Genomic DNA, 6,191 nt, shown 5'->3' on the forward strand with positions numbered 1-6,191 from the left:
TCCGCTTCGTCATCTGGGTCGTTCCTTCGTCAGTCGCTACAGCATAGCAACTGGTCCGAAATCTCGCGACCACCTCTCTTCGGCCTCACTTCCCGAGGGCGCGTGCGTGCCGTAGGCGTGCCCCTGGGCCTATCGACGGTCCTGCAATCGGCAATGCCGTTCCAACGAGCGCCGAGCTGTGGCCAAGCGCATTCAGCATGATCCGACGACCGTTCGTTGAGGATCGTGCCGAAGCTCGTCAGTTGAACCGGGAAGTACGTTCCGGTCGCGGCCTGAGAAATGCCGCCTCCGTCCTGCCTTGCCGCCAATACTTGGTTGGGCTACCTCCATTCCCAACTGATAGCAGGCGATCTCTCGGCCTCCAAAGAGCTTTACCCCGCGCGGACCATCTCCGAACCTCCAGGCCACCGCTTCAGGTCGGAAATCCATCGTCCTGTCGCGAGACACTCAGGAAACCACTCTACCAGTCGGGGCAGTGAGACCACCCGATGTTGCCTCAGAATTTCGAAACCCTGGGACAAAACCGTGTCAACCGGCACGCGGAAGGAGCCCTCGTCGAAATACCACTTCTGTTTGACGAATTTCACGTCGCGATCCGGATCGTCCCGCACGGGGGCTCGCCCCTCCTGGACTCTCCAGAGCGGGCAGTAGTCGCGCGAGAAAAGGACCTTCGTGCCATCCGCCTCGGTCCAGAATCCGTATGGCATCCAGAAGCGGAGCGGGACGAAGAGGCGCCCAACGCGATGTGCAGGGGCTTCCCGGGAGACGCAGGTCATGATGCTATGATCGATCATGACGCGCGTGAGCCCCTCCGGCCCCTCGCCGCGCTCGACAAGCAAGGCGCGCGCATTGTCATAGCCGGGGGCCTTCACACGACACGGAGCTCCAATGTCATGCCGCCCGCGATCCGGATACTCAGCGGCGAACAGCGCTTCTCGAACGGCGAGCGTGATTTCAGGGTCCGGGCTGCCGCCGAAATACCTGGTTCGGGTCAGTGCATCGAGGATGTCACCAGTCCGAAGGCTGCTGGCCCGGTGAAGCCGGGAAACAATGTCGGCCTGGGTCACCACAGACGCCTCTGTCAGATGAGGAGTCTTCGCTTGGAGAGCTTGTAGGTGATGCAGATCGCGATGACCGCTCGCCTGGGCAAGAGCGGTCTGGCACGCGTTCAGCGAGCTTGCGCCTGGCAGTTTCGAGAGAGCCTGCGCTGCACGCTTGAACGCGTGCTGGTCGGGAGAATGAATAGACAAGGTGATGATCCTTCAACAGATGCCGTATTGGGTGCCCACTGTGCCGACGGCGATGCGTCGAAGAGATTGGATGAAGAGAGCAAGGTCTTTCGTCCTGCGGTGCGCACGCATGCTTCTCCACTGTGGGCGGAACGGATCACCAGAGCCGTGCAGTTGATATGGGCGTATCGTCTTCCAAAGACAATGCATCCCCTGCATCTTTCGGACTCCGCATTTTCGCGGCAGGTTGGCGGCCGCCAACCATCATGCTTCCTCTTTCCTGAAACACCGGCAGGCGCCTCGCCCGTCGGACGAAACCCCGCAACTAACAAGTTTGGGGTAAACCAAGAACATATTACACCCTGTAGTGTTGAAATGAATCAGGGGATGGCATATATTGTGCTGATTGGCGCGGAAGGTTGAAGGGAGGCAATCGGACGGGCACCACACCGGAGGAGGCCTTTTCGATGCCGCTCGACGATACCGCACCGCAACTCGATGCCCTACTGCTCGGGACCGTTCTCGAAATGGAGTTGAGCCCGCGAGACAACCAGGTTGCATCGAAACGATACAACCTGATCCCGGAGCATCTCCAGCGGCCGAACAGTCCGATCCGCCGTTACATGGAGACCGCCCTCGTCTATCCTCAGGGCTCCCGCGCCATCGGCGCCACCATCGTTCATGGCGCTGACGACGACAGGTTCGACCTCGACGCCATCCTCGAGCTTCGCACCCCGGTCGGATGGACGCCGCGGCGTGTGCTTGACGAGCTCCACGCCGCCTTCGAGGGCTTTCCCGACGTGAAGAAGATCGAGCGATGCACGCGCTGCATTCAGCTCCAGTTCGCATTCATGCACCTGGACGTCACGCCGATGGACCCGGACCGTGATCCTCGGGCCGAACGCGTCGGTGAGATCTATCACAGTCCCGATGAAGGACGAGATGAGCGATTCCGCGTGAACCCCTACGGCTTTGGTCAGGACTTCAGGGCACGTATCACGATGCCGAGCCGGAGCTTCCAGGATCATGTCCGCGATGTGCGGTCGAAGCTGCAGATGAAGGATCGTCTGGTGCCCGGCACCATCATGGCCGATGCGGACATAGACGCGCTCCCCGAGCCCATCGATCCAATCCGGGATGCGCCGCAGGTCATCGCTCTAAAGCTCATGAAGCGATACCTTAACCTGCGCTATGCCAACCGGGACGAGAAGCGTCCGGTGTCCGTATACCTTTCCAAGATCGCCGCCGAAGTCCCTCTCTCTCCCTTCGGAATTTGCGCGCAGCTTGAGAGTTACGCCGCAGAGATCGACAAGCGCATGGCGGCCGCGCTGGAAACCGGTCGCCGTCCCGAGGAACGCAATCCCGCGCTGTGGGAGGAGAACTTCAATGACCGGTGGCCGAAGCACGATCGGGAGATGAAGCTGTTCCGGATGGATCTGCGTCATCTCGTGTCGGAACTGGCTCGCGCCCGGTCCTCCAGCTTGACCGATACGCGCAGGATCTTCGACGGCTTGTTCGGCGAACGGGTCAGCGAGAAGGCGGTTCGGGCCTATATCGACGGCCTTTCCTCGACCGCCGGCGTTGCACATTACGAGCACAACAAAGGGTTCGTGGCCAATCCTGCCCTCATCGCGGCCGCACCGAAAAAGGCAACCCAGGTCTCGAAGGCCCCTGCCCACCACTTCCATCCTGGCTTCCGCGACAAATGAAGACTAAGCCCCTGAAGCCGCGCTCCGCTCAGGTCCAGAGCAACCGCATGCGGCACCGCTGGCCTGACCTCCGGCCGCGGATGCTGGAAGGAGGTCGGGTCATCGCGTGGATCGGACCTCTCCGGGGCTTCCAGATGAAATATGAGGTGGCTGTCATCTGGGAATGGCAAAACCCGAAAGCCGTTCCCCTGGTCCATGTTCTGTACCCGCCAATAGAACCCCGACCGGGGACCGATTTCATCGATCTGCCGCACCTGAACTACGATCATCAGACTCCGGAAGACTCGGCGCTCTGCCTGTTCGATCCCGATACCGGGGAATGGGACAGCACGATGCTTATCGCCGACCGGATCGTCCCATGGGCATCCGAGTGGCTACATTTCTATGAAATCTGGCATCTCGACGGCGTCTGGCGCGGCTCGAACGCGCCGGGTCCGATCTCCGTGGGCGAGATCCTCAGGCAGCGGCAGGAGGTTCCGGATGGCGCGAGGGCGTAGTCCATCGCAAAAGACAAGAATTCTCGTCTGGGGTCGCGCCGCCGGCCGATGCCAGTATCACGGCTGTGGCAAACGCCTCGATGGCGACCTCGTGACGGGCGATCTGGCGAAGAACCATGCCTACCTAGCTCATATCATCGCCTCTGACCCGGGCGGCGAACGTGGCCACCCGGTCCTGTCGCACCAGCTCGCGGACGATCCTGACAACCTGATGCTGATGTGCGATCCGCACCACCGCGAGATCGACGATCCCGCCAAGATCGACCGCTACACCGTGGACGTCTTGCAGGAGATGAAGCGTGCCAACGAGGAGCGGATCGAGCGGCTCCTCGAAAACCCGAATGCAACGCCCGCCCATATCCTTCGGATTGCTGCGGCGATTGGCGATAACGAGACAGCCGTTCCGCTCCGTGACTGCATCGAGGCCATGAGGCCAGAGTTTACCCCAGCAGATCGGCGTCCCATCGACATCAAGATCCGCGATATTGCGCAGAAGGACAGCGATTCCGACTACTACCCCGTCGTCATCGACGCACTTCGCAAGAAGATCGAGCGGGAAATCGACGGAAGGTTCGCGGACGGTGATCTCGAGCATCTCGCGGTGTTCGGTTTCGCGCCCATTCCCGTCCTTATGGAGCTTGGTCGACTGCTTTCAGACTTGTCGGCCGTTTCAATCTACGGCAGGCACAGGGAGCCAACGCCGGGCTGGGCCTGGCCGAACGATCGTGAACCTCTTGAGTTTACTTGCGTCCCTGGGGCCCCCGGTCCGAAGAAAGTAGCACTGAAGCTCTCAGTGACCGCCGGGATTGCAGATGATCGTGTGATTCAGGCGCTGCCTGACGAACCTATTTCACTCTGGGAGATCCGGAGCAGCAGGCTGGGCGCGTCTGAGCTTCGCAACAAGGATGATTTATCCCGCTTTCGAGAGCTCGTCGGAAAGACGTTCGACTCAATCAAGGATCAGCACGGGATGGACGTAGACTTGTTTGTCTTTCCTGCCGCTCCCGCAGCCTGTGCTATCGAGTTTGGAAGAACCTGGCAGCAGAAGGTCCATCCTCCATTCTTCATCTATGACCAGATACCGGAACGGGGATTTCTGCTTCGCCACGCCATTGGTCGGCCAATGTCAAATTACCAAGACGCTTTTGCCCGAGTTTTTTTGAATTCTCGAAGTAAAATCCCCTCAGACATCGACCTGCAGAAGTAACGACCTTGCTCATCCGTCGCCATGGCTCAGCCCACGGCGTTCATCTGATCCGCTGTCGGTGCAGTGTCTGTCAATTCCGTCCAGGCTTGAAGTTCCTCATCTGTCCGGAGCCAGACACGTACGTGATAGTTGTCTCAGTACCCACGAATTCGGCCAGTGAGAAGCCGGGATTCTAGGCGAACGCTTCCACCTTGGCGTGGGTTTCCGCTTTCTGCCGATCCTCGAATGTGGAGATCGCTTTGCGGACGGCTTTCTGCATTTTGGTCAACTCGCCGCGCGACAACGCCCCGAGATCAAAACCAGCTTCTTGGCGCGTGCCTTGTTCTGGATGTTCCACTACCGATAGCCTGTCGCGGCAGGGCCCTGCAAATCCCGTCAGGCAAGGGTAGGGGGTTGAGTGCGCGTTTCGCGTGATCGTGGGCACTGATTTCATCTGATCGTGGGCACCCATTTCACGGGAAGTCGGGCACCGATTTCACGCGATTGCGGGCAGTGATTTCGCGGGATCATGGGCAGAACTGGTCGACGAACTGAGGATACTCCCCCTCCGGATCAACAGGAGGGGCCGAATGCCGACAGGACGTCTGACCATGCGCCGTATACGAGACGTATTGCGATTGAAGTTTGCCCAAGGGCTGAGCGAGCGGGCGATTGCCACCTCGCTGGGGCTTGGGAAAGGGAGCGTCGGGGCGTATTTGAGACGTGCCCGGGAAGCGGGGCTGAGCTGGCCGCTGCCAGATGACTTGGACGACGACAGTCTCGAGTTGTTGCTGTTTCCGGCGTCCCCGACCGTGCCGGACCCGAACCGTCCCGTTCCCGACTGGTCGGTGATCGACAAGGAGTTGCGCAGGCGCGGGGTCACCCGAATGCTGCTGTGGCAGGAATACCGGGCGCAGCACCCTGACGGTTTCGGCTATACTTGGTACTGCACGCATTTCGACGCCTGGAAGGGGCGCGTACGGCCAAGCATGCGGCAGGCGCATGTCGGCGGAGAGAAAGTCTTCGTGGATTTTGCCGGTGACACGATCGACGTCGTCGATCCCGATACCGGAGAGGTGCATGCCGCGAAGCTGTTCGTCGCGGCGATGGGCGCGTCGAGCTACACCTACGCCGAAGCCGTCGCCTCCGAAGGGCTGGAAGACTGGATCGGCGCGCATACCCGCATGTTCAGTTATCTTGGCGGGGTGGCCAAAGCCGTGGTCCCGGACAACCTGAAGTCGGCGGTGATCAAGCCTGATCGCCACGATCCCGGGCTGAATCGGACCTATGCCGAACTGGCCGAGCACTACGGCACGGCAATCCTGCCCGCGCGGCCGTACAGGCCGAAGGACAAGGCCAAAGTCGAGGTCGCCGTTCAGGTCTCGCAGCGCTGGATCCTCGCACGTCTGCGGAACCGGCGGTTATTCTCGCTGGCCGAGCTGAACGCGGCGATCCGGCCCTTGCTCGATGATCTGAACACGCGGGTCATGCGGGATTACGGGGCCAGCCGCGCCGATCTCTTTGCCACGCTGGACCGCCCGAACCTGCTGCCGCTACCTGCCGAGCCTTA

Annotated in this window: 7 protein-coding genes; 5 read left to right on the forward strand and 2 right to left on the reverse strand. The window is 60.7% G+C overall.

Annotated elements, in window-relative coordinates:
• Positions 1-371 precede the first annotated feature (371 nt).
• The gene (locus tag RBB42_RS27740) at positions 372-1,067 is read right to left on the reverse strand and encodes a hypothetical protein (RefSeq protein ID WP_306043956.1); all 696 of its coding nucleotides are present in this window, start codon (positions 1,065-1,067) and stop codon (positions 372-374) included.
• 51 nt (positions 1,068-1,118) lie between these two features.
• Here RBB42_RS27740 and RBB42_RS27745 point away from each other — a divergent pair, with 51 nt between their 5' ends.
• Genes RBB42_RS27745 through RBB42_RS27760 form a run of 4 tightly spaced genes read left to right on the forward strand, consistent with a single transcriptional unit; the run spans position 1,119 to position 4,642 of the window.
• A complete protein-coding gene (locus RBB42_RS27745; protein ID WP_306043957.1) occupies positions 1,119-1,652 on the forward strand; it encodes a hypothetical protein in 534 nt (177 codons plus the stop codon).
• 44 nt (positions 1,653-1,696) lie between these two features.
• A complete protein-coding gene (locus tag RBB42_RS27750) occupies positions 1,697-2,938 on the forward strand; it encodes a nucleotidyltransferase domain-containing protein (RefSeq protein WP_306043958.1) in 1,242 nt (413 codons plus the stop codon).
• A 47-nt stretch (positions 2,939-2,985) separates the two neighbouring features.
• Complete coding sequence (locus RBB42_RS27755) at positions 2,986-3,435, forward strand: type II CBASS E2 protein (protein WP_500862299.1); 450 nt, start codon at positions 2,986-2,988, stop codon at positions 3,433-3,435.
• Positions 3,419-4,642: an HNH endonuclease gene (locus tag RBB42_RS27760; protein ID WP_306043960.1), complete on the forward strand. Its 1,224-nt coding sequence runs from the start codon at positions 3,419-3,421 to the stop codon at positions 4,640-4,642. The genes RBB42_RS27755 and RBB42_RS27760 overlap by 17 nt, the downstream gene beginning before the upstream one ends.
• 172 nt (positions 4,643-4,814) lie before the next feature.
• Here the strand turns inward: RBB42_RS27760 and RBB42_RS27765 are convergent, their stop codons facing one another.
• Positions 4,815-4,979 carry a hypothetical protein gene (locus RBB42_RS27765; RefSeq protein WP_306043961.1) on the reverse strand — a complete coding sequence of 55 codons (165 nt, stop codon included), beginning with the start codon at positions 4,977-4,979 and terminating at the stop codon, positions 4,815-4,817.
• A 232-nt stretch (positions 4,980-5,211) separates the two neighbouring features.
• Here RBB42_RS27765 and istA point away from each other — a divergent pair.
• The coding region (gene istA, locus RBB42_RS27770; protein WP_306043962.1) for an IS21 family transposase at positions 5,212-6,191 on the forward strand (980 nt) is incomplete at its 3' end.

Source organism: Mameliella sp. MMSF_3455 (assembly GCF_030733205.1).
Taxonomy (GTDB): domain Bacteria; phylum Pseudomonadota; class Alphaproteobacteria; order Rhodobacterales; family Rhodobacteraceae; genus Antarctobacter.

What these genes read in the sequence shown, in the direction of transcription:
- RBB42_RS27750 (WP_306043958.1), top strand. Translation starts at nt 1,697, where the DNA reads ATGCCGCTCGACGATACCGCACCGCAACTCGATGCCCTACTGCTCGGG.
- RBB42_RS27755 (WP_500862299.1), top strand. Translation starts at nt 2,986, where the DNA reads ATGCGGCACCGCTGGCCTGACCTCCGGCCGCGGATGCTGGAAGGAGGT.
- RBB42_RS27745 (WP_306043957.1), top strand. Translation starts at nt 1,119, where the DNA reads ATGCAGATCGCGATGACCGCTCGCCTGGGCAAGAGCGGTCTGGCACGC.
- RBB42_RS27760 (WP_306043960.1), top strand. Translation starts at nt 3,419, where the DNA reads ATGGCGCGAGGGCGTAGTCCATCGCAAAAGACAAGAATTCTCGTCTGG.